At 39.7% G+C, this 20,722-nt stretch carries 19 protein-coding genes; 14 read left to right on the forward strand and 5 right to left on the reverse strand.

Features of this window, described 5'->3' with window-relative positions:
* Position 1: 1 nt before the first annotated feature.
* The 3 genes from ABIN91_RS13650 to ABIN91_RS13660 all read left to right on the forward strand — a co-directional run bounded on the left by ABIN91_RS13650 (position 2) and on the right by ABIN91_RS13660 (position 4,335).
* On the forward strand, positions 2-733 hold the full coding sequence (locus ABIN91_RS13650) for a LytTR family DNA-binding domain-containing protein (RefSeq protein WP_348051670.1): 732 nt from the start codon (positions 2-4) through the stop codon (positions 731-733).
* A gap of 109 nt (positions 734-842) precedes the next feature.
* Positions 843-3,305 carry a TonB-dependent receptor gene (locus ABIN91_RS13655; RefSeq protein ID WP_348051671.1) on the forward strand — a complete coding sequence of 821 codons (2,463 nt, stop codon included), beginning with the start codon at positions 843-845 and terminating at the stop codon, positions 3,303-3,305.
* 235 nt (positions 3,306-3,540) lie between these two features.
* Positions 3,541-4,335: a murein L,D-transpeptidase catalytic domain family protein gene (locus ABIN91_RS13660; RefSeq protein WP_348051672.1), complete on the forward strand. Its 795-nt coding sequence runs from the start codon at positions 3,541-3,543 to the stop codon at positions 4,333-4,335.
* A 57-nt stretch (positions 4,336-4,392) separates the two neighbouring features.
* On the opposite strand, the gene ABIN91_RS13665 is transcribed toward ABIN91_RS13660, so the two are convergent.
* The 5 genes from ABIN91_RS13665 to metK form a co-directional block, all read right to left on the reverse strand.
* Complete coding sequence (locus tag ABIN91_RS13665) at positions 4,393-5,838, reverse strand: L,D-transpeptidase family protein (RefSeq protein WP_348051673.1); 1,446 nt, start codon at positions 5,836-5,838, stop codon at positions 4,393-4,395.
* Between the two features lie 162 nt (positions 5,839-6,000).
* On the reverse strand, positions 6,001-6,738 hold the full coding sequence (locus tag ABIN91_RS13670; RefSeq protein WP_348051675.1) for a lysophospholipid acyltransferase family protein: 738 nt from the start codon (positions 6,736-6,738) through the stop codon (positions 6,001-6,003).
* A 32-nt stretch (positions 6,739-6,770) separates the two neighbouring features.
* Positions 6,771-7,337, reverse strand: a complete 567-nt coding sequence (locus tag ABIN91_RS13675; RefSeq protein ID WP_348051676.1) for an NUDIX hydrolase — start codon at positions 7,335-7,337, stop codon at positions 6,771-6,773.
* Between the two features lie 14 nt (positions 7,338-7,351).
* A complete protein-coding gene (locus ABIN91_RS13680) occupies positions 7,352-10,102 on the reverse strand; it encodes an insulinase family protein (RefSeq protein ID WP_348051677.1) in 2,751 nt (916 codons plus the stop codon).
* Between the two features lie 148 nt (positions 10,103-10,250).
* Positions 10,251-11,501, reverse strand: a complete 1,251-nt coding sequence (metK, locus tag ABIN91_RS13685; protein ID WP_348051679.1) for a methionine adenosyltransferase — start codon at positions 11,499-11,501, stop codon at positions 10,251-10,253.
* A gap of 219 nt (positions 11,502-11,720) precedes the next feature.
* Between metK and ABIN91_RS13690 the strand changes: the two genes are divergently transcribed.
* The 11 genes from ABIN91_RS13690 to ABIN91_RS13740 all read left to right on the forward strand — a co-directional run bounded on the left by ABIN91_RS13690 (position 11,721) and on the right by ABIN91_RS13740 (position 20,707).
* Positions 11,721-12,608 carry a diacylglycerol kinase family protein gene (locus ABIN91_RS13690; RefSeq protein ID WP_348051680.1) on the forward strand — a complete coding sequence of 296 codons (888 nt, stop codon included), beginning with the start codon at positions 11,721-11,723 and terminating at the stop codon, positions 12,606-12,608.
* A 10-nt stretch (positions 12,609-12,618) separates the two neighbouring features.
* Positions 12,619-12,960: a translation initiation factor gene (locus ABIN91_RS13695; RefSeq protein ID WP_348051681.1), complete on the forward strand. Its 342-nt coding sequence runs from the start codon at positions 12,619-12,621 to the stop codon at positions 12,958-12,960.
* Between the two features lie 329 nt (positions 12,961-13,289).
* On the forward strand, positions 13,290-14,123 hold the full coding sequence (locus ABIN91_RS13700) for a MotA/TolQ/ExbB proton channel family protein (protein WP_348051683.1): 834 nt from the start codon (positions 13,290-13,292) through the stop codon (positions 14,121-14,123).
* 82 nt (positions 14,124-14,205) lie between these two features.
* Positions 14,206-14,817 (forward strand): biopolymer transporter ExbD, encoded by a 612-nt coding sequence (locus tag ABIN91_RS13705; RefSeq protein WP_348051685.1) that lies wholly within the window; start codon positions 14,206-14,208, stop codon positions 14,815-14,817.
* Positions 14,818-14,824: 7 nt separating this feature from the next.
* On the forward strand, positions 14,825-15,358 hold the full coding sequence (locus ABIN91_RS13710) for a biopolymer transporter ExbD (RefSeq protein ID WP_348051686.1): 534 nt from the start codon (positions 14,825-14,827) through the stop codon (positions 15,356-15,358).
* A 49-nt stretch (positions 15,359-15,407) separates the two neighbouring features.
* Positions 15,408-16,235 (forward strand): TonB family protein, encoded by an 828-nt coding sequence (locus tag ABIN91_RS13715; RefSeq protein WP_348051688.1) that lies wholly within the window; start codon positions 15,408-15,410, stop codon positions 16,233-16,235.
* Positions 16,236-16,462: 227 nt separating this feature from the next.
* Positions 16,463-17,380 (forward strand): substrate-binding domain-containing protein, encoded by a 918-nt coding sequence (locus tag ABIN91_RS13720; RefSeq protein ID WP_348051690.1) that lies wholly within the window; start codon positions 16,463-16,465, stop codon positions 17,378-17,380.
* A gap of 22 nt (positions 17,381-17,402) precedes the next feature.
* Entirely contained in the window at positions 17,403-19,115 is a 1,713-nt protein-coding gene (locus ABIN91_RS13725) for a tetratricopeptide repeat protein (RefSeq protein ID WP_348051691.1), read from the forward strand.
* Between the two features lie 66 nt (positions 19,116-19,181).
* Positions 19,182-19,553 carry an NADH-quinone oxidoreductase subunit A gene (locus ABIN91_RS13730; RefSeq protein ID WP_348051692.1) on the forward strand — a complete coding sequence of 124 codons (372 nt, stop codon included), beginning with the start codon at positions 19,182-19,184 and terminating at the stop codon, positions 19,551-19,553.
* A 114-nt stretch (positions 19,554-19,667) separates the two neighbouring features.
* Complete coding sequence (locus ABIN91_RS13735; protein ID WP_348051694.1) at positions 19,668-20,210, forward strand: NADH-quinone oxidoreductase subunit B; 543 nt, start codon at positions 19,668-19,670, stop codon at positions 20,208-20,210.
* Positions 20,210-20,707 carry an NADH-quinone oxidoreductase subunit C gene (locus ABIN91_RS13740; protein WP_348051696.1) on the forward strand — a complete coding sequence of 166 codons (498 nt, stop codon included), beginning with the start codon at positions 20,210-20,212 and terminating at the stop codon, positions 20,705-20,707. The genes ABIN91_RS13735 and ABIN91_RS13740 overlap by 1 nt, the downstream gene beginning before the upstream one ends.
* Positions 20,708-20,722 lie beyond the last annotated feature (15 nt).

Genomic DNA, 20,722 nt, shown 5'->3' on the forward strand with positions numbered 1-20,722 from the left:
CATGATACGATGTTTGGTAGTTGACGATGAGCCATTGGCCCTGCATATATTAGAAGACTATATTCGCAAAATTCCGTTTTTAACTCTAATTAAAGCTACCACAAACCCTATCGAGGCACTGTCACTGGTCCAAAATGGCGAAGCCGATCTGGTTTTTCTGGATGTTCAAATGCCCGAACTAACCGGTATTCAATTCCTTAAAATAGCCAACGGTAAAGCCAAAGTGATATTAACCACAGCTTATTCCGAATATGCTTTGGAAGGATATGAATTAGATGTTGTTGATTATCTGTTAAAACCCATCGCGTTCGACAGGTTTTACAAATCAGTGCAAAAAGCGCAATCTATCATTAATCCCTCAACAACACCAGTGCCTGCTGCAGCATTGCCAGAGCCAACACAAAAAGATCTGTTAAGCGATTTCATCTTCGTTAAAACTGAACATAAGATCCAAAAAGTTTATCTGCACGATATCCTTTTTATCGAAGGATTAAAAGATTATATTTCCATATTTACCCCAACAGAGCGCATCATCACCCTCCAGATCATGAAAAAAATGGAAGATGCCCTACCCGAAAAACATTTTATCCGTGTGCACAAATCATACATCGTAGCACTCAACAAGATCGATAGCATCGAACGCAGCCGCATTTGGATCAAAGACAAAATAATTCCCGTTGGCGATACCTATCGCGATAATTTCTTTAAAATAATAGATGCTAAAAACATCTAAAAGCAAATTCTAAACCAATCTCCGTCTATTTAGACTAATTATAAATAAAATTGTTTTGTGAAGATATTTTCTATTTCTTTGCGACTGTTTATAATTGGTCTAAATAAATATGAAAAAATTCTATCTCAACCTATTCGCAAAAACAGTTTTGGTTTATTTGCTGATATTAACAAGTTTCTATGCCGAGGCTCAATCTACTCGTGGAAATATTAAAGGTCAGGTTTTAACCAGCGATGGCAAGCCCGCGGCTGGTGTAACTGTTAGTATAAAATCAATAAATAAGCAAGCCATAACGGCCGATAATGGCAACTATATCATACAACATCTAAATTCAGGTAGTTATAACCTTACCATAAGTTATATTGGGCACAAACAGCAGCAGCAAACCGTAACGGTTGAACCGGGTAAAACAACTACACTAAATTTTACATTATCGCAAAACGCCAATCAATTGTGCGATATCAATATTAATTCGGGTAAAAACGTTAACACCACCCATGTAGCTTTAGGAAAAGCAGATATCAGCCCGATGGATTTACCACAAAGCACAGGCGTAGTAAGTAACAAGGTGATCGAAGATCAACAGATCAATAGATTAGGAGATGCTGTAAGAAACGTAAGCGGTGTTACATTAACACAAACACGAGGTGGCGTTGGCGAAACATTTACAGCCAGGGGTTATAGTATAAGTATCGGCGGTGGCTCGGGCAGTATATTTAAAGATGGTGTTTTAACCAACACCGCGGGTTTCCCGGAAGCAAGTACATTAGAGTCGGTAGAAATCCTCAAAGGCGGTTCGGCCTTGTTATATGGTAATGTATCTGGCGGGTTGATCATCAACATGGTGACCAAAAAACCCAAGTTTGATTTTGGTGGCGAAGTATCAATGCGCTATGGCAGTTACAATATGTATAAACCAACGATTGATGTTTATGGGCCCATTAGTAAAAACCTTGCCTTCCGTGTAGTGGGCACCTATGAAAACGACGGTAGCTACCGTAACCAGGTAAAAACCGAACGCGCTTACGTTAATCCATCATTGCTATACAAAGTGGGCGATAAAACAACCATTTTATTATCTGGCGATTACCTGAAATCAAACCTTACACCTGATTGGGGTATTGGAACATTAAACACAGGCCAGCAAATACCAACCGCTGTTCCTCGTTCTCAATTCATCAATACCGCCTGGGCATACAGCCACATGGATCAATACTCCGGAACGTTAACGGTTAACCATCAGTTTAATGATGCATGGCACTTTAAATTTATTACTTCGGCGCAGGGCACCCAAATAGATTCATATGGTTCAAGCTTGCCAAACAGCGTAAGCGCCACAGGCGATTGGGCACGCGGCGTAGCCCGGGCTAACACAACCGAAAACAATTATACCGCGCAGGCTAACTTGAACGGTAAATTTAATACCGGGGCAATTGCACACCAGGTATTAATTGGTACCGATGTTGCCCGTGTGGTTAATTTAACCAATGGATACACTTTTACTGGCCTGGGTACAATTAATGGCACAGCCAGTTCATACGATCTGATCAATATTGTTGACCTTGATAAGTACCAGCAACGTACCGATATGCCTGTAGCGAACAATATCACGCGTACCACAGCCCCGGTTTCTCGTTTTGGAGCTTATGCGCAGGATCTAATTAGCTTAAGCGATAAATTTAAAGTATTGGCAGGTATCCGTTGGTCTATACAAGAAATAATGCGTACGAACATTAAAGATGTTGCTACTGGTGCAGAGTCATCTACGCCTAATACTACTGTTACCAAAGATGATAAAGCCTTTTCACCAAAGTTTGCTTTAATCTATCAGCCATCAAATAGAACATCCGTTTATGCTTCATACACCAACAACTTTATTGTAAATACCGGTACCGATGTTGATAATGTACCCCTATCGCCATCCATTGTTAACCAATATGAATTAGGTTCAAAAAATCAATTGTTTGATGGTAAGATAGCTTTGAATGTCAGCATCTATCGTATTATAAACAGTAACCTTGCTGTAATGTCACCAACGTTAAAGGACGGAAGCACCAATTCAATTACTACAATTAAAAAATTCAGTGGTCAAACAACCAGCGATGGTTTAGAGATCGATCTGAGCGGGAATCTGTCAAAAAACTTTTACTTCATTACGGGCTACAGTTATAACCACGCCTATTTCTCTAACACAACCGGCTTAACAGGTTCAAATCTGGAAGGCGAACCTATTGTGATAAACCCAACCCATACCGCTAACGGCTCATTATTTTATACATTTGATGGCCCTAAACTAAAAGGGTTTAAATTAGGTGCATCTGCATTCTATACAGGCTTCCGTTACGCAGGGTACAACAATACCATAAACCAAACACAAAAATATAATCGTTTATTACCTGTAGGTGGTTTTGCAACAGTTGATCTATCAGCTGGTTATACCTATAAAAAACTTTCGTTACTGGCCGCTGTAACCAATGTAACCAACACCATGAATTACTTAATTCACGATAATTACAGTGTTACACCAATACCACCAACACAATTTATAACCACACTGGCATATAAATTTTAACAAACAAAAATTAAGTAAAGCGGGGGCATCAAAAGTGCCCCCGCTTTTTGTATATACCAATTTAATAATTAAACGATAAAATAATTCCTTTCATTTATCGTTATTTATATATTAAGCAATAAAACAGCGTAATAGTTTACCTTTTTGCACTTCAACCTCAATAAGCCTAACTTTTTGTTTACAACTTGCGTATAACAACGCCTAACTAATTAATTGTTAACTAACTTATTTAAGTATGATTAAATCTTTGTGGATCCCATGTGTGTGTTTTGTACTGTCGCTAACCGTTAGCAGCCCTGTTTATACACCAAACAGCTTTTCAACTAAAGATTCAACCGAAATTTCAAGCGAGGCCTTGTCTGGCCAGTTATTTAACCAATACGTCGAAAGCATCTATCAAGCTGCCGATCTGCAATCAAGCGGTTTGGATGCCGGTGTATTTAAAAAAGCCGTAGTTGGCTATTATAATTTAAAAACAGAGAATAAATTATCGGCAAACAGTTCGGTAATAACCATTGTTGATCTGGCTAAATCAAGCTGCACCAAACGGATGTGGATCGTTGATCTGCAAAAAAAGGAATTGGTATTAAACACCTGGGTAGCCCATGGCTCAAATAGCGGTAATGATATTGCCAGTCGTTTTTCAAACAATGTAGATTCGTTTGAAAGCAGTTTGGGCTTTTATGTTACCGATAATGTTTACATGGGCAAACATGGCCGTTCATTAAGGTTAAATGGTATGGATCAGGGGTTTAATGATCGTGCAAACGAACGTGATATTGTACTGCATGCCGCGGAGTATGTTGGCGAGGGTTCTATCAAAGCGTTAGGCCGTTTGGGCCGCAGCCAGGGTTGCCCTGCCGTTGCACCGCAATATTGCAACCGCATTATAGAAACCATAAAAGGTAAAAATGTATTATTCATCAACGGTAACGATGCAAGCTATACATCAAAGTACTTAAACCCCAACATGGCAGCTCGTTTAGCTTTCCAGGATAACAGCAATTCTCCCGAAAAAGCAATGTTGTAATAGTTATAGATATTCATAATAAAGGCGTTAAGGTTTTCCTTAACGCCTTTATTGTTTTTATATGTTTGCTAAAAACTTTTGTAAGTGCGCGTATAATACAATATCCAACCCGTAAACATCCTTCCTAAACTGAAGGTTTCCACCGGGCTCTGCCCAACAAGTAACATACGTTATATAAACGGGCATCTTTTTATTCAGCATAACGCTGGTTGGTTCCGGCTTATCCTCACCCATGTACTTGGCTATTAAATTATATTTAGGGCCATCGCCAAACAGGGCGTGTGCAAAATCAAGAGGTTTTTCTAACCGTACACAACCATGGCTAACTGCGCGAACTGGTTTATTAAAGGCCAGCTTAGCGGGCGTATCATGCAAGTAAACACTGCTTGAGTTTTTAAACAGGAATTTAACTTTGCCCAAAGAGTTATCTTCTCCGGGTTGCTGTTTAAAAGAATACTCAGCCTTTTCACTGTCAGATATACTAGCCCAATCTATAGTTTCAGGGTCATCAACAAGTTTTTCGTTTTTGTAAACATTAATGTTTTTGTTTGCCAGGTAATATTTATCCTTGGCGGCTTCTACAATAATTTCCTTCCCGGCAATACTTTGCGGAATGTTCCATATCGGGTTAACCTCGGCAACATATATTTCGCTGTTCAATTGGGGTGTTTCACGCTGAAAAGGTCTGTCAACCTTATCACTTTCATCATATTCAACCAGGTTATCGCTGCGGTCGTTGTTCCGGCCTTCTCCAACACAAACTTTCATATTTAAGGTTGATTTACCGCCATCCATTAAATCCAATTCAAATGCGGGAATATTCACCAGCACATACCTTGATTCGGAAGGCTTATTCTTCCAGCGCAAGCGTTCTAAATTCACCAGTAAAGTACGTTGGGTTTCTTCTTTGGTTAATCCCGGCACAATCACATTACTTATCAACGCTTTTTGTAAGGTAACATATTGCGAGTCTTTTGGCTGAATGCTATCTAAAAATGTTTTAAGGCTCTTAACCGCAAAAACACTGCTCATACTTATACTATCCGGGCGTTTGGTTGCGGTATAATAATTAGCATAAATTCTTCTCGGGTTCATCACACCAAACTGCAACGCGTTCGAATAATTGATCAACGAATTGGCAATGGTCAGCTCCAGCTGTGCCATATCCTCATAAGCTTCATCCGTAGTCTTTATCGCTTTCTTATCATAAAACCTGGCCAGCAAAGATTTTAATTTTTCTGTCTGGAACATTTTAGGATCAAGGCCATGCTCGCTGGCTTTAGCCAAATAGTCTGGTAAAACATTCAGGTCATTGTTGGCTAAATGCTCCATTAAAAAGGTCGGATCATAATCATTACTACTGTAATAAGCCTGAATAACTTTAGGGTTGGTGAGTTTAGTTTTCGGATCTTCGAGGGCTTTTTTAAATACCGGAGCAAAGCCTTCGGGGGTTATATCTTTAAATACTTTATTCTGTGTTTTGTCAAAAAGGCTTTTGCCCATATCAGAGCGGCTTTTCTTTTTACAACTAGTAAAAGTAAACAGAACAATAAGGCCTGTCACGGCCAATACAAACAGGGTTAATTTTTTAGGGGATAGCATATGTATAATAATATATATGCTATAACATAGCAATCATTATACCAGTAAGTTTATTGCAACTTGTTAGGCTTGGCCCAAAGCTTTTTTGATGGAGTTTTCGGCCTGTAAAACCAAGTCTTCGTAGGGTGTTGTACCGGGTTCAATAGGCTCTAACACTTGTAGGGTAATGTGCTCAAAAGCGCTCATCGGGAAAAAGCCATATTGAACCATCTTCCACGAATTATCAATAGCCAGTGGAACCAGTAACGCTCCCGGGCATTTTTTTAATATAGTAGCTACCCCACCTACATGAAAGTTTTTTACCTTACCATCTTTTGCCCGCGTTCCTTCCGGGAATATAGCTGCCGACCAGTTGTTTTCTTTCATCCGGTTGGCCAGTTTTACAATCTCCATAATAGATTGTTTGTTATCCTTCCGGTCGATATTTGCCCCGCCGCCTTTTCTTAAATTGTAGGATATGGATGGGATACCCTTGGTTAACTCAATTTTTGAAATGAATTTGGCATGATGCTTCCGCAGAAACCAGATGATGGGCGGAATATCATACATGCTCTGGTGGTTACTCAAAAATATGATAGGGCGGTTTGTTGGCAAATTTTGATGATTGGTAAACGTTACCCGGTTACCTAACAAATAACAGTTATAAACTAAAAAAAAGTTCATCACGTCAACCACAAATTTGTGGGCCTTATAACCACCTATATTATAGGCCAACCATTGTGTAGGATGAAATATGCCTAACCAGAACCAAAAGCCCAGGTAATAAATAGGGGTCAGTATATAGCCAAAAAACTTATGCATCGCAGCAAAATTAATATTTTACTTCAAACAAATTAATGCAGCTTATTTTCCATCAGCATTATCTTCAATTTAAGCACCGCTGCCACCGTAACCGAATCGGTTATCTCACCCCTATCTACCATTTGATATACCTGTTCAAAAGGCACTTTTTTAATAATTAGTTGCTCGGTATCCTCCGGTTCGGCTTCATGCTGCTCCAGGCCTTGAGCTAAATAAACAATACTCAATTCATCGCAAACAGAATTTGAAAGGTGCATCCGTTGCAGCTCGGTCCATTTGTTGGCTTTTAAACCAGTCTCTTCCAACAACTCGCGCTTGGCCGAATCTAAGGGATCATCCACGTGCGGGCCACCTCCTTCGGGTATTTCCCAGCTATAGCTATCTGTTGGAAAACGGTATTGCCCAACCAGGTATGTATTCAAATCCTCATCTAAGGGAATTATACCTATAGCCAGGTTTTTAAAATGTACCTTACCATAAATACCCGGATTGCCCGATGGATTGATCACTTGGTACTCGGTAACACCGATCCAGGGGTTATCATAAATATTTTGTTCGGAAGTTATTTTCCAGGGGTTAGCTTCAGGGTTATGCTCCATACCGCAAAATAAAGCTATTTCTTCATACTTTCTGGTAAAACCACACGCCGCTCATAATTACCGGTAATAAAATAGGTATTAACCAGCGTTTTCAAACTTTCGGGGTTAACATTATCTTCCATCGCCTGATAATTTAGCGCATCGCCAACATCGCCTTTATTCAAATATTGCTGATACAAATAACTCAGCCAAAATGCATTGGTTTTTAATTGAGTTTCCATCAATCGGTTATTGGCTGCTTTATATTTTTCAATATTAACAATATCCGGCCCGCTGCTTTTTATTTTGTTGATCTCGTCTAATGTAGCCTTGGTGAGCTTTTCAACATTATCGGGTGCGCAAACAAAACTAATTGTAAATGTAAAACGGCCAGTGGGCACCGTATATAAATTATAATTTACATTGGTGCTGTAAATGCCGCTTTCCTGTTGCCTAAGGCGCTCCATCAAGCGTATTTTAAGCACATCGCTTAATGCTTGAAATTGGATGTTGTTTTCCCGATTATAAGTGTAATCTCCCAAAAACTCTATTGTTACGTTAGCTTTAGGTTCAAGCCCCGAATACGTGGTTCTTGAACGGCGACTTACCGGCGGCGGTGTTTTTGCGGTATTTGTTAAGCCGGTTGATGGTAACGAACCCAGGTATCTTTCAAGTAGCGGCGTTATATCTTTAACATCAAAATTGCCAACAAAAACAAAAGTAAAGTCGGCCGCGTTTGCAAACCGCTCTTTATAAATATCAAAGGCGCGGTTAAAAACAGATCCGCTAAAAACACTCATTCCTCGTGCAGAATCCCTTTTACTATTACGGCTTGTGGTCATTGTTTTTAAATTGCCCATATAGTCCGCATAAGCCAAAGAATCTTTTCGCGGCTTGATAAAATACTGATTGGTTAATTGTAGGGCCGTTTCTAAGTTTGATGGCGTGCATGAGCCCGAAACACCTTGTAAGTAACGATCTATATAAGGGTTAACACTAACCTGCCGGTTTGCCAGGTACTGCTTTAACTGCGCGTAATTTAAATCGCCCAGGCCCCCGGCACGCACTGCCGCTACCGCGCTTATTGCTGATATCCTGTCGGTAATACTATAGGCCTCCGTACCCCCTACACCGAACGATGTAAAACGGATATCGTTAGTGCCAAATTCAGTTGGTTTTAAAACTACTTTTAAGCCATTACTTAAAACCATTTCGGTAACATTAACCGTGGCTATTGTTTTTTGCGAGAGTATTTTACTTTTAGATGGCCGCTTAGTTATCAGCGATTCTTTAACATTATTAGTCCGTATTGCGGTGATATTCTCGTTTAATACATCGTTTAGCCAGCCATCAACGGTCTGCATGTCGGGTAGCTTGTCTTTATCTTTTTCGGGGCCCATAATAATAACGTCCCTGTTTGGGCTCGATATAAAATGATTGCCAAACTGATCTACATTAAGCAGGCTTATCTTTGGTAAAAAATATTGAACCAACTTTAGCTCCTCCCATTCACCCGGTATAGCATCACCGCGTAAAAAATTGTTTAGGTATTGATTAACATAGGTTATTGATTTTGTTTTTTCGCGCTGCTGATTAGCGTAATACTTGGCGCCATAAAACGTGTTGTAAGCTTTGGTGAATTCCTCCTTAGTAAAACCAAATTTGGCCGCTCTGATTGATTCGCGCCAAATAGCTTTTAAACTGTACTCAAGGTTAGGTGTGGTGGTAGTTACATTTGCATTATAAACGTTGATTGCGCCAGGGTAATTACCTATGCTTGCACCCGCGTTCATGATTTGAATGTTGCCCAGGTTCCGCAACTCCCGGTAACGGTTCTGAATTAGGATGTTAAATATAGATTGGATAATATTATCACAATAATCAGCTTCGGTAACTATTGGTTCAGACCGATGCTTTAACAAAATTTCGGCATAGGTTGTGGGGTGCTCTTTATCCGTTATGGCCGCAAACTGATGATCTTCTAATAAGGGTATCGTATAAGCGGGTCTGTCTCTTTCGTGTTCGGGGTTTTTCAGGTCAGAAAATTTGGCTTTGATGGTTTGAACCATTTCATCAACATCAAAATCTCCCACGGCAATAATCGCTTCCAGATCGGGTCTGTACCAATCATGGTAAAATTGTTTAACGGTTTCGGGTTTAAATGTGGTTAATACCTCCTCAGTACCAATAGGTAGGCGTTTACCATACCTTGAGCTGTTAAAAAGTAAAGGGTATATTTTTTGATTAAGTCTTTCATTGCTGCCGCTTCTATAACGTTTCTCTTCGAGCACAACGCCACGCTCTTTATCCATATCGGCAGGGTCAAGCGTAGCTTCCTGCGCCCAGTCGCGTATAATTTGTATCCCATTGCTCAAAACAGCCGGGTCATCGGTTGGTATAGGCAATTGGTAAACCGTTTCATCAAAATTGGTATAGGCATTCAAATCCGCCCCAAAGCGTATACCCGCTTTTTGCAGGTAATTGATCAGTTCGTTTTTTGGATAATGGGTTGTACCATCAAAGCCCATGTGTTCAATAAAATGTGCCAAGCCCTGCTGGTTGTCGTTCTCTAAAACCGAACCCACTTTAGTTGCCAGGTAAAGTATTGCCCGGTTAGCGGGTTCAATATTTTTACGCACATAATAGGTAAATCCATTAGGCAAGCGGCCTATCCGCACGTTGGGGTCAACAGCTATAGTTTTTTGGTATTGTTGCGCAACGGCAACTAAAGGAAAAAACAGGTATAATAATAGGCTTACCCGCCCCGGTTTATTTGAATTTAACATGAGATATTATACTGATACAAGTAAATGTATTAACATTTCTCCTCATTAATACGGGCAATGGTATATTTTAATGTAAAATTCATATGGTAAATAATATTGCAAAAAAAAAGCCCCTGCTGTGAGCAAGGGCCTAAAATATCTGATAGAATTATAAACCGAAGGCGGCTTTTACTTTATCTACATAGTCTAATTTTTCCCAGGTAAACAACTCAACCTCTACAATTTTGGTTGTTCCGTCAGGCAGGCTAAATGTTTTGGTAACTATCTGGCTTGGGCGGCCAAAGTGACCGTAAGCCGCGGTTTCTAAATAAATAGGATTACGCAATTTAAAACGGGTTTCAATAGCATAGGGTGTCATGTTAAATACACCTTCAACCTTTTTAGCTATCTCGCCATCTGTTAAACCAACCTTAGCGGTTCCGTAAGTGTTTATATAAATACCCATAGGCTGTGCAACACCAATAGCGTATGATACCTGCACCAACACCTCGCTGCAAACACCGGCAGCAACCAGGTTTTTAGCAATATGGCGTGTAGCATAGGCAGCAGAGCGGTCAACCTTTGATGGGTCTTTGCCCGAGAATGCGCCACCACCATGAGCGCCTTTGCCACCATAAGTATCCACAATAATTTTACGGCCAGTTAAACCGGTATCGCCATGTGGTCCTCCAATCACAAATTTACCGGTAGGGTTAATGTGGTATTTAATATCATCGTTAAAAAAGTGGCCGTATTTAGGATACTTGCTTTTAACGCGCGGAATCAGAATATTAATGATGTCTTTACGAATCTGCTCAAGCATGGTACCTTCTTCACCAAAATCATCGTGTTGGGTTGATACAACAATGGCATCAATACGAACCGGCTGGTTGTTATCATCATATTCTAAAGTTACCTGTGATTTTGCATCCGGGCGAAGGTATTTTACTTCATCATTTTCGCGGCGGATTTCGGCAAGGGTAACTAATATCGCATGAGCAATATCTAAAGCCAGTGGCATATAGTTATCGGTTTCACTGGTAGCGTAACCAAACATCATACCCTGATCGCCGGCGCCTTGCTCTTCTTTGCTTTGGCGGTCAACACCCTGGTTAATATCCGGCGATTGCTCGTGAATAGCAGATAGTACGCCGCATGAGCTGCCATCAAACATATATTCGGCCTTGGTGTAACCAATTTTGTTGATCACATCGCGGGCTATCTTTTGTACATCAAGGTAAGTTTTTGATTTTACTTCACCGGCCAAAATAACCTGCCCGGTAGTAACTAAAGTTTCGCAGGCTACTTTTGACTCCGGGTCAAATGCCAGAAAATTGTCAATTAATGCGTCTGATATTTGGTCGGCAACCTTATCCGGGTGCCCTTCGGATACCGATTCTGAAGTAAATAGATATGACATGAACTTTTTAAATTTAATTGTATATACGTCAAAAGGGGGATTCAGATAGTATTGCAGGTGAAAAAGAGGCGGATTTTAGCACTTTTTTACGTGGTTGCAATCTTGGTCCGGGTTTAACCGAGCGTTTTCAAATCAGTCCACTTTCGTGGAGCGAAGTTAAAACAATTTTATAAAAGTGGAAAATACAAGTACTTTTGATTGCCCATAGCGATTGAATACTTGAAAAAGAAAGCATTATTTATAATAAACCCGGTTTCGGGTGGTAAAAAGAAGGATAAAGTTCCGCAACTGATCAAACAGCACCTGGATGGTTCGGTGTTTGAGTATGATATTATATATAGTACCAAAGAAACGCCCATTTCCGAAGTATCGAAAGAAGCCGCCCAAACCTGCGATATGATTATTGCCGTTGGCGGCGATGGTACTGTTAACGAAGCGGCATCGGCCATAGCCGGTACCGATAAGGCATTGGGTATAATTCCCTTTGGCTCTGGTAATGGGCTTGCCCGGTTCCTGAAGATCCCGCTTGATACGGTCGAGGCCATAAAAAACCTGAATAATGGTAGGATTGAGGTGATTGATGCCGGTAAAATAAATGACCAGTGGTTTTTTAATATGGCAGGTATGGGTTTTGACGCCCACATCAGCGAAGTGTTTTCGCATGGTAAAACGCGGGGCTTTAGCCAATATTTTAAATCATCTTTACAAGAAATATCTAATTATAAAGCTCAAAAATATAATTTGGTGATTGATGGTAACGAATATGACAGGGAAGCCTTCATGCTCAGTTTTGCCAACTCGTCCCAATATGGCAATAATGCGCATGTATCGCCAAAGGCATCCCTGCATGATGGTTTGATAGATGTATGCATTATAAAACAATTCCCGGTTTACCGGCTTTTAGAAATGGGCTTGCGCATGCTTACTAAAACATCCGAGGGCTCAAAGTTTGTCGAAATTATTCGCGGCAAGCATATTAAGGTGAAACGGGCCAATGCCGATGCTGTTCATTTAGATGGTGAGCCTCAAATTATGGGTGCCGAAGCCGAAATACTCATTATGCCAGGCTCGTTAAAAGTTATTGTTGGCAGTAAGTATAAAGTTTAATAACATTACCATGTCTAAAAAAAACAAGAATATTTCTGGTGTTATGTATTCAACCGATCCCGGTTTTCAATATCAATATGAGGGTAATGATGGCTCTGAAACCCTGCCTCCGCAACAACAAAACCTAAAAATATATCTCGATCGTAAGGGCGGCAGCAAAGTAGTTAGCCGTATATCTGGTTTTATAGGCAGTAACGATGATCTTGAAATCATGGGTAAAAAACTAAAAACTAAGTGCGGCGTTGGAGGTTCCATTAAAGACGGCGAAATATTAATACAAGGTGATTTTAGGGATAAGATAATGTTACTGCTAACTACAGATGGTTATAAAGTTAAAAAGGCGGGCGGGTAATAAACGTGTTGCAACACGTTTAAAAAGGCTGTTAGACACCAAAGTATCCGGTTAGTTACAATCTTTTTTAACACTTGCGCTTGTGATTGTAAAAAAAATTGATTTCTATTGTAAAAAATTGTCTTCGGAAAGGCAATTTTTTTATTTATATGCGTTTTTAGTTTCACCAATTAAAACAAAAGCGATTAATATTAATTAATTATAAAGAATAGCAAAAAGTGTTTTTTTAATGCATTAAAATTATAAATTTGCTATTCGCTATTTGAAAAACAGCACATTATATTAACTTACATTTATAAAACTAAAAACTAAAATTAAATTTAAAAGTAATGGCAAACGCACCAAAACCAACTACAGTTAAAAAAGAAAGCTCAAGTGCATCGGGCATGTTTTCATCACTGGCAATTCCTATCTGTATAGTGATCTCTATACTTGTATTCATATTCGTATTGGGTGATGGAAGCCACTTTAAAGGAGGTGATCCTCTTGCGGATGCTACCGATACTTTCGGTCTGATCCACAAAGGTGGTTACATTGTGCCTATCATCTTAAGCTGTTTATTAATGACTATCACTTTCTCTATCGAAAGGTTCGTAGTTATAGGCAAAGCATCTGGCTCTGGTAGCATTGATTCATTTGTGAAAAAAGTACAAGCGTTTTTAAACACAGGTAACATTGACGCAGCAAGCGCTGAGTGCGATAAACAAAAAGGTTCGGTTGCAAACGTGATCAAATCGGGTTTGAAAAAATACCGCGAAATGGAAGAAGAGCCTAACCTGGATGTTGATCAAAAAACATTAGCTATCCAAAAAGACATTGAAGAAGCTACTTCGTTAGAAATGCCAATGTTAGAGCAAAACTTAACCATCATCGCAACTCTGGTATCTATCGGTACATTGATGGGATTGTTAGGTACAGTATTGGGTATGATTGGTGCCTTCCGTACAATGGGTGCTGCCGGTGCTCCAAACGCGTCTGAGCTTTCTGCACACATTTCTGAAGCCTTGATCAACACATTCCTGGGTATCAGTACATCAGCTATATCAATTGTAATGTATAACATCTTTACATCAAAAATTGATAAATTAACTTATGCTATTGACGAAACCGGCTTCAGTATTGTACAAACATTTGCCGCTTCACATAAAAACTCAGCAAAATAATTTCTTAGGTCATAATTGATTTAAGAGAGTTTAGTTAACAGCAGTAATGCTGATCTAATTAATGTTTATTTAAAATAAAAATATGCCCAGAGTTAAAATAGCAAGAAAAAGTACAGTAACCGACATGACGGCCATGTGCGACGTTGCGTTTCTGTTGCTTACCTTTTTCATTATGACGGCCAAATTTAAGGCCGAAGATCCGGTGCCTGTGGCTATACCGGGGTTTACCAAAACAGTGATTTTGCCTGAGGATAATATTGGTACGATAACAATAGGTAGCGGGAAAGTTTTTTTTGGTGTAGAAGGTGTTACAATACGCTCTACTATGCTTGACGAAATGGGCAAGCTATACAACATCAGCTTTACCCCGCAAGAAAAAGCTATGTTTATCACACTACCAACATTTGGTGTGCCAATGGGCCAGTTAAAAACTTATTTGAATACAGAACCCGATAAAATGAAGAGTTTCCCAACAACCGGAATCCCTACAGACTCGGTTAGTAACGAATTGTTTAACTGGATAAAGCAAGCCCGTTTGGCTGATAGAGCTCTTTTTAGTAAGGATCTGCGCTTAACCATAAAAGGTGATAGCAAACAAGAGTATCCAACTATTGGAAGGGTAATACAAATTTTGCAAAAGCAAAAAGTTAATAAGTTTAGTTTAATTACAGCGCAAAAAGGAGCCCCTAAATAATAAGAAAATGGCAGAATTAGATACCTCCGGCGGGGGTAAGCATAAAGGTGGTAAGGTACGGTCGAAGAAAGCTTCAACCCGTATTGATTTAACCGCGATGGTGGATTTGGCTTTCTTGCTGATCACCTTCTTTATTCTTACCACAACGCTTAACAAGCCCAAAGCAATGGACTTGGCTATGCCCGATAAGGATGAGCAAAATACACAATTGCCTGTTGCCGCTTCAAGAACCATGACCGTACTTTTAGGCTCAAATAACAAACTTGAATGGTTTGTTGGCGAGCCTGGTAAAACAGCGGGAACGGTTGACGGTTATGGTAAAGAAGGCCTGCGTAAAGCATTGATTGAAAACTCGGATCAAATTAGAGCATCACACGGCGGCCAGCCGATGATCGTTTTGATCAAACCAAGTGAGAAATCAACTTACGAAAATCTGGTAAATGCGCTCGACGAATTGAATATCACCAAGATAGATATCCACGCCATTGTAGATATTACCCCTGTTGAAATAAACGAGTTGAAAAACAACAAGATTTATTAGGTAATAACAGAATTAATAAAACGTTAAATAGAACATTAAAAGTCTAAAAATGCTAAAAGATAAATTAGATATTTTTAATCCGGAATGGCTTGATGTTGTTTTTAAAGGCCGTAACCAGGCATATGGTGCGTATGAGTTAAGGAAACAAAACCCTAGAACAACCAATAGGGCTTTGATCATAGCTTCATCAGCATTTGTATTTGTGCTTGCTTTGCCAACTTTGATCAACATTATAAAAGGCTATATTCCAAAAGCCGACGAGAAGGTCAAACTGACCGACGTTGTGCTAATGTCGCCGCCACCTATTGATCAAACTAAACCACCGCCGCCGCCACCAAAGGAGCCTCCGAAGCCCAAGGTTGACCAGGTGAAATTCCCACCTCCGGTAGTAAAGCCGGATAATGAGGTGCGTGAAAAAGATCCACCTACAGAAAAGCAATTAGAAGTTGCCGATCCGGGACAAAAAGAGCAAAAGGGTGACCCGAATGCTCAGGTAAGGATTGACGAGCCTGTAGGTAATGCCGATATAACCGCGGTTACAGAAGCAGGTGATGGTGATAAACTTTTTACTGCTGTTGAGATCAACCCTGTTTTTCCGGGTGGTGAAGAAGCATTTGGTAAATTTTTGCGTGATCACATCCGTTATCCAGCCGTAGCTAAAGAGAACAACGTATCTGGTAAAGTATTTATCCAGTTTGTTGTTGAGCGCGATGGCAGTTTAACAGATATTAAAGTAGTACGTGAGCCAGGTAGCGGTTTAGGTGACGAAGCTGTGCGTGTGCTTAAAATCTCACCTCACTGGAAACCAGGTATCCAAAACGGTAAACAAGTACGTGTACAATATACTGTTCCGGTTAACTTTAGTTTAGCTGAGTAGTACACAACGCATGTTAAATGATAATGAAAAGCAGAAATCGCTCAGCCGGCGATTTCTGCTTATTTTAGGAGGACTGGCTTTCGTTTGTTTTTTAACTTTGGGCTTATTGGTTATTTTTTGGGATAAGTTTCCACTGGATATGCCAAAGTATCAAAGAATAGGTTTTGGTTGTATTGTGATAATTTACGCGGTTATTCGCTTCTCAAGGTTATTGAGAAAAAGACAGGATGAAGAATAGTTTAGCACTCGTTTTTTTTGCTTCGGTTGTTTTAATGTCTTTTAACGCGTGCAAGCAAAAAGATAACAAAGGTAATCTTATTGATACCTACAACCAGGGTAGCATTAATTTTGTTGCCGACGAATCATTAGCGCCAATACTTGATCAGGAGTTTTATGTATTTAAAGCCCTAAATAAAGAGGCAAAACCAACTATGCTATACAAATCAGAAAACGATGCATTGCGTCTTTTTTTGAATGATAGCGTTAGGGTCGCATTTTTAGCCAGAAATTTAACTGCTGCGGAAATTGACAGGTTCAGGCAAACGAAAAGTCTTTATCCGGAAATATATCTTTTTGCATATGATGCCATTACGATGATCGTGAACCAGGCATCAGCAGATACCTTAACATCGGTAGCCGATATTAAGCAATTGCTTAACGGAAAGATCAAAACGGATAAAAATATTGTTTTTGACAATGCTAACTCAAGTTTAATAAGATATTTGAGGTCATTTTCTGGTAATAATCAAATGAACCAGAAAAATATTTATGCACTAAACACCAATATTGACGTTATTAAGTATGTTAGCGAACACCCAAGTGCTGTAGGGTTTATTAGTTACAGCTGGCTGTTAGAGCCAGATAAATCTTATGCACCAATGGTTGATAAGATAAAAATTGTTGGAGTTAAAGACGAGAGTAATAAAGATGATCCTAAAAGGTATTTTAAACCGGATCAAACCACCCTTGTACAGGGAGGCTACCCTTTGGTACGGCCTTTGTATATAATAAATAATACAGGCCGCCCAGGTTTAGGTACTGGCGTTGCATCATTTATAATGAGTGAAAGAGGACAGCGTATCGTATTAAGAGCAGGCTTAATGCCCGATTCGATACCAACCCGGGAAGTGAGTTTTGGAAAGTAATAAAATTATAATATATATAACCATGAAAATAGTAAATAAAGCATCTGCCGCAGTCTTGGGCTTGGTATTTATGGGTTCATCGGTTTTTGCGCAAAGTTTAGCCGACGCTAAAAAAGCCATTGACGCCGAGCAATATCAAAAGGCCAAATCAATGTTGAAAAACTTGACCGTTACCCAGTCAACCAAGGACGAGAATTACTTCTACCTCGGATTAGTTTATCTGAAGCAAGATTATGCCGATTCGGCAAGAGCTACCTTTAACAAAGGTATAGCCGTTAATCCAAAATCAGCATTAAATTTGGTTGGTTTAGGTACCGTTGATCGTATTGAAAAAAATGAAGCATCAGCCAAAGCAAATTTTGATAAAGCAATGTCGCTGGCCGGTAAAGATGATAAGCCATATATTTATATAGCTAAGGCTTATATCATGAAGCCCGTAATGGCTAAAGAGGCTATGGCCGTTTTAGAGAAAGCCAAAACATTGAGCAAAGATGTTTTAAAAGATCCTGACTTGTTTTCGGCTTTTGGTAATGTGTACAGCGCGCAAGGTGATGCAAGTAACGCTGCCGATCAATACCTTACAGCTGTTGGCCTTGATCCAAACTCGCCGGTTATATTGGTTAACCTGGGTGTGATATGGAAACAAGCTAATAATTACGAAGATGCTACAGCTAAGTTTAAAGAGGCCTTAACTAAAGACCCTAACTTTGGCCCGGCTTACCGCGAAATGGCTGAAAGCGACTTGAAACAAGCGGCTAATGATCCTAAAGTAACTGTAGCTAAACGTAAAGAAGGTGCTGACTACTACAAGAAATATATTGACCTGACTGATAGATCAATAGAATCTCGCGTACGTTATGCCGACTTTTTGATTACCGCGGGTGACTTCAAACAACTGGAGATTGAAGCTACCGAATTAGCAAAACTGGATAAAGCTAACTTAAAAGTTTACCGCTATTTAGCTATCGCTGATTATGAAAATGGAAACTATGCACCTGGTTTAGCAGCATCAAACAAATTTATTAAAGAGGCAGATGCCAAACGCATACTTCCGGTTGATTATGTTTACCAAGGTCGTTTGTTAATTAAAACTAATCAAGATTCTTTAGGGATATTGGCCTTGCAAAAAGCAGTAGCATTAGATACTACTCAAGCTGATTTATATAAAGAAATAGGGGCCTCTCTTTATGCTGCAAAAAAATACCCGGAGGCAGGTGATGCGTACACTAAATTTGTTAATTCGTCATCAAAACTTAACTTGACAGAAAGGTTTACACAAGGTCGTGCATACTATTTCGGCTTCGAGGCGCAATCATCAGCAGCTCTTAAAAATAAAGCGATAAAACCAGATTCATCTTTATTAACAAAAGCCGATTCGGCATTTAGCTTTATACTTCAAAAAACTGCTACTAAACCATTTGCTTTAGCAATCATTTACAGAGCTTATGTAAATGATGAAAAGGAAACTGACCGAGAGAAAAACTACAAAGGATACGCTTTACCTTTTTATCAAAAGTATGTTGAGATAGTTGAACCAACCCATCCGCAAGATGCGTTTACTAAAAGTAAATTAGTTGATTCTTATACTTACTTAGGCTACTACAATGAATTTGTAAGTAAGGATTCAGCAAAAGCAGAAGAAAATTGGGCTAAAGCAAAAGAGCTTGACCCGGCAAATAAACAGGTGATTAATTATTACGCCCGTAAGGGGGGATCTCCAAACAAAGGCAAATAGAAACTATAAAAAAGGCATCTGAAAAGATGCCTTTTTTATTTAACATCTTCATTCTATATTTGCCGCATGGAATTACAAAGTTTACCTGTAAATTATCTGCCCATTATATTCCAAATGATTGTGGCAATTGGCTTTGTTGTGGTAACCATGTTTGCTACCCACAAGCTTGGCCCTAAACGTGTAACCAGCGATAAGCTTTCAACGTTTGAATCGGGTATCGAAGTTATCGGTAATGCCCGTACCCCTATTTCAATTAAATACTTCCTGGTAGCTATACTGTTTGTGTTGTTTGATGTTGAGGTTATCTTTATGTATCCATGGGCCGTAAACTTCAAAGATTTAGGTAACCAGGGTATGGTAGAGATGTTTATTTTTATGGGAACCCTGCTTTTGGGCTTTATTTATATCCTGAAGAAAAAGGCATTGGATTGGGATTAATTAGAACCATTCCAAATACCGTCTGTTAGTGTGAAAAAAACACTATTGAAAATTTAAATTTATAATTTTGTACTCATCCTGATTATTGGGATGAGTTTTGTATTTCAGAACATTATGAGTGATATTCAAATTGTTGAAGCTCCGCCAGGTATAGAAGGTTCCGGGTTTTTTGCCACCTCGCTTGATAAGGCGATAGGCGTAGCCCGCGCTAACTCTTTATGGCCCTTGCCTTTCGCTACCTCATGTTGTGGTATCGAGTTTATGGCAACCATGGGCTCACATTATGACCTGTCTCGTTTCGGCGCCGAGCGTTTAAGCTTTTCGCCCCGCCAGGCTGATCTATTGATGGTAATGGGTACCATTGCCAAAAAAATGGCACCAGTGCTCCGCCAGGTATATTTACAAATGGCCGAACCTCGTTGGGTTATGGCAGTAGGTGCTTGTGCGTCAAGCGGTGGTATATTTGATACCTACTCTGTTTTGCAAGGTATTGACGAGATCATCCCGGTTGATGTTTACGTTCCCGGATGCCCCCCTCGCCCCGAAGCTATTATCGATGGCTTTATGAGTATTCAAAAACTGGTAAAAACCGAATCGGGCCGCCGCAGGGAAGACCCTAAATACCAGGAGTTATTAGCTAAATACGGAATCCAATAATGGGTAAAATATCAAACGAAGAGCTTCTTCAAAAACTATCTTCTAAATTTGATGGCCAGGTTTTAAACGTTACCGAGCCTTATGGCTTGTTAACATTTGAAATCACACGCGAAGATCTACTTGAAGTATTGGGCTTTTTAAAAACCGAGCTGCAGTTTATTCACCTTACAGATATCACGGCCATACATTATCCCGAACAGGAAAAACAATTCGCGGTAGTCTACCATATCCATAGTTTGGTAAATGGTATCAGAGTACGTGTTAAAGTTTTTTTAGCTGCTGACGATGTACATATCCCTACTGCTGTAGAATTATGGAATGGCGCTAATTGGATGGAGCGCGAAACGTATGACTTTTTCGGAATTATTTTCGACGGTCACCCGGATCTGCGCAGAATTTTGAATGTTGACGATATGACGGTTTTCCCGATGAGAAAAGAGTTCCCATTAGAAGACCCAAACCGTATAGATAAAAAAGATTACTTCTTCGGAAGATAAAAATATTCAGAAAAG

The sequence above is a fragment of the Mucilaginibacter sp. genome (assembly GCF_039921305.1).
Classification (GTDB): domain Bacteria; phylum Bacteroidota; class Bacteroidia; order Sphingobacteriales; family Sphingobacteriaceae; genus Mucilaginibacter.